4 protein-coding genes are annotated in these 3234 nt (G+C 66.6%); 3 read left to right on the top strand and 1 reads right to left on the bottom strand.

The window, feature by feature from the left end; genetic code table 11:
• On the bottom strand, positions 1 to 484 hold a 484-nt coding region (locus tag ACLP9N_RS08585), incomplete at its 3' end, for a phosphoribosyltransferase (protein ID WP_442406999.1).
• A 204-nt stretch (positions 485 to 688) separates the two neighbouring features.
• Between ACLP9N_RS08585 and ACLP9N_RS08590 the strand changes: the two genes are divergently transcribed.
• The 3 genes from ACLP9N_RS08590 to ACLP9N_RS08600 form a co-directional block, all read left to right on the top strand.
• Positions 689 to 1564 (top strand): universal stress protein, encoded by an 876-nt coding sequence (locus ACLP9N_RS08590; RefSeq protein WP_442406997.1) that lies wholly within the window; start codon positions 689 to 691, stop codon positions 1562 to 1564.
• 36 nt (positions 1565 to 1600) lie between these two features.
• Positions 1601 to 2746: a site-2 protease family protein gene (locus tag ACLP9N_RS08595; RefSeq protein WP_442406998.1), complete on the top strand. Its 1146-nt coding sequence runs from the start codon at positions 1601 to 1603 to the stop codon at positions 2744 to 2746.
• A 331-nt stretch (positions 2747 to 3077) separates the two neighbouring features.
• A partial coding sequence (locus tag ACLP9N_RS08600; RefSeq protein ID WP_442407000.1) for a dodecin family protein occupies positions 3078 to 3234 on the top strand: 157 nt, incomplete at its 3' end.

Here is a 3234-nt window from a genome sequence, read left to right on the forward strand (position 1 = left end):
CGCCGATGGGAACCGCCAGCACGACCCGGCTCGCGCTCTGGGCGCGGGCCACCTGGCAGGCGGCCTTTGCGGTCGCCCCGGTGGCGACGCCGTCGTCGACGATCACCGCGACCCGCCCCGCCAGCGAAATGCGGTCACGCCCGCGGCGGAAACGTTCCACGCGGCGCTGCAGCTCGGCGCGCTGCGCGTTTTCGACCGCGTCCATGTCGTGGCTGCGGAGGCCCGCCGCACGCACGACGGAGTCGTTGATCACCCGCACCCCGCCCTCACCGATGGCGCCGAAGGCCAATTCGGGCTGAAACGGCACCCCAAGCTTGCGCACCACAAGGACATCGAGCAGGGCGTGCAGCGCCTTGGCGACTTCGAAAGCCACCGGGACCCCGCCTCGCGGCAGGCCCAGCACGACAATGTCCTGGCCGCACAAGGATTTCAGGCGTTCGGCCAGCCGACGTCCGGCGTCGACACGATCGTCGAATAGCCTCATATCGCCGCGCAACGAAACTAGCCGTTGGGCCAGTAGACGCTGAGCATCGCCACGATCGTCGAACTGCGTCATCCCCCCAAGTGTGGCGCGAGGGGTCGCCGCGCCGAAGGGCCTTAGGACCACTCCCGTGGGGACCAACGCCTCCTGACCGGCGATCGCCGACCATCTAGCGTCGGCGGCATCCACGCAAGGAAGGACCGCGAAATGTCCGGTCGCAGCACACATCCGGGAGTCGTGGTCGGTGTCGACGGGTCCCCGTCATCGACAATGGCCGTACGGTGGGCCGCACGCGAGGCAACCATGCGCAACATCGGACTGACCCTCGTACACGTCTCCAACCCGCCAGCCGTCTGGCCTGCCGCCCCCATCCCGGCCGAGATCTACCAACGGCACAGAGAAGAGGCCCGCAAGGTCCTCGCCGATGCGATCAAGGTCGCCGAAGACAGCGTGGAGGGCAACCGGCCCAAGATCGACAGCGAACTGCTGTCCGCAGCGCCCGTGCCGACCCTTATCGACCTGTCGAAAGAGGCGCACATGATGGTGGTCGGCTGCCGCGGACATGACGCGCTGCAGCGGACCCTGCTCGGCTCGGTCAGCGTCGGGCTGGTCCATCATGCCCACTGCCCGGTCGCGGTGATCCACGACGAGGCGCCGATCCTGCTGGGACCCTCGCAATTACCGGTGTTGGTCGGCATTGACGGCTCGCCGGCATCGGAGCTGGCCACCGCGATCGCCTTCGACGAGGCCTCCTTCCGCGGTGTGGACCTGGTGGCCCTGCACGCCCGGAGCGACTTAGACAACTCGCTGAGCATGGAATGGTCGCCCCTGCAATCCCGGGCAGCGGAAATCCTGGCGGAACGCCTAGCTGGTTGGCAGGAACGCTATCCCGACGTCACCATTCACCGCCGGCTGGTGTTTGACCGCCCAGCGCGCCATCTGCTCGATGAATCCGAGTCCGCCCAACTCGTCGTGGTCGGCAGCCACGGCCGGGGCGGATTCGCCGGAATGCTGCTCGGATCGGTCAGCACCACCGTGGTACACGCGGCGCGCATCCCGGTGATCGTCGCCCGCCAACACTAATGCGCTGCCCGGCACCATCTTTGGAGGTGATTTGACATGGGCGGCATCCCGATAGGGCGGATCGCCGGATTTCCGGTCAGCGTCAACTGGAGCGTGCTGGTCATCCTCTGGTTGTTCACCTGGAGCCTGGCCTCCACGTTGCCCGCCGCCGTGCCGGGCTACTCGAAAGGGGCCTACTGGCTGGCTGGGGCGTGCGGTGCGCTGATATTGCTCGGGTCGCTGCTGGCCCACGAACTGACGCACGCGATCCTCGCGCGCCGCGCCGGAGTCAAGGTGTTCGACGTGACGCTGTGGCTGTTCGGGGGCGTCACCCGCCTCGGGGGCGAAGCGAAGACACCTCGGGAGGCGTTTCGGATCGCGGTGTCGGGTCCGCTGATGAGCCTGGCGCTCGCGGCGGTCTTCGGGGGCGCGGCTTACGGACTCGGCGCGCTCGGGATCGCACACATCGTGGTCGGCGTCGCCTGGTGGCTCGCAGGCATCAACCTGCTGCTAGGCCTGTTCAATCTGTTACCAGGCGCCCCGTTGGACGGCGGGCGGGTCCTGAAGGCTTACCTGTGGCGCCGCTATGGCGATCCCGTGCGCGCCGGCGTCGGCGCAGCGCGCGCCGGGCGCATACTCGCGTTCATTCTGATCGCGCTCGGGCTGCTGGAGTTTCTGGCGGGGGCCCTGGTTGGCGGCGTGTGGTTGGCGTTTATCGGGTGGTTCATCTTCGCCGCTTCCCGTGAGGAGGAGGTACAGGTGATGACCCGGCAAACCATCGCCGGTGTCCGCGTGGCCGATGTCATGACCGCCCACCCCCACACGGCGCCCGCCGACATCACCATCGAGGATTTCATTCAGCATTACCTGCTGGGCGACCGCCACTCAGCGTATCCGGTCGCCGACCGCGATGGATCGATCATTGGGCTGATCACCCTGGCGCAACTGCGCGGTGTCGCACCGAGCCAGCGCGCCGCCACCTTAGTGCGTGAGGCCGCGATACCCCTACCCCGGGTGCCCACGGCGGCGCCGGACGAGCCGCTCACCGCACTGCTGGAGCGTCTGGGATCACACGCCGGTAACCGCGCTCTTGTCGTCGATGCGGGCCGGCTGGTCGGCATTATCACCGCAACCGATCTCAGCCGATTGATCGACGTGTACCGGCTCGCATCTCCACCGGCGGGTGCCGCTCATCGGCACTAAGTGTCGACTTTGCCCACCCTTCTCATAACTACGGATCGTGCGGGACAAGGTCTTTCGGGTCGAAAACTAAAGCAGTGATTCCGGTCGAACAGCGGGCACCGTCCACCATCCCCCGGGTGCTCGCGCATCGAACGCTGTCGGCGGGCAATGTGACCTTTGGGCGCATTCTTGAGGACGTTTGGCCCCTCGCCGCGCAGTTGGCTGGGGTGCGATGGTGGCGGTGCCGGGGAAACTCGGTGGTCCATTAGCCCCTAGTTCCCGTGACCAATGAGGTCAAAGACTTACGAACTTGGGCCCTTCACTCGCCTGAAGGAGAAAGAGAGAGGTCATCATGTCAGGCACCGTCGCTCGCGTCACCGAAATCAGCGCCAAGTCCGATACCAGTTTCGAAGACGCCGCGAAGGTTGGCCTTGCTCGGGCCAACGAGACGCTCCATGGCGTCAAGTCGGCCTGGATCAAGGAGCAGTCGGTGGATGTGGAGAACGGGA

Origin of the sequence: Mycobacterium sp., assembly GCF_052144515.1 — a bacterium.
In the GTDB taxonomy this organism is placed as follows: Bacteria; Actinomycetota; Actinomycetes; order Mycobacteriales; family Mycobacteriaceae; genus Mycobacterium.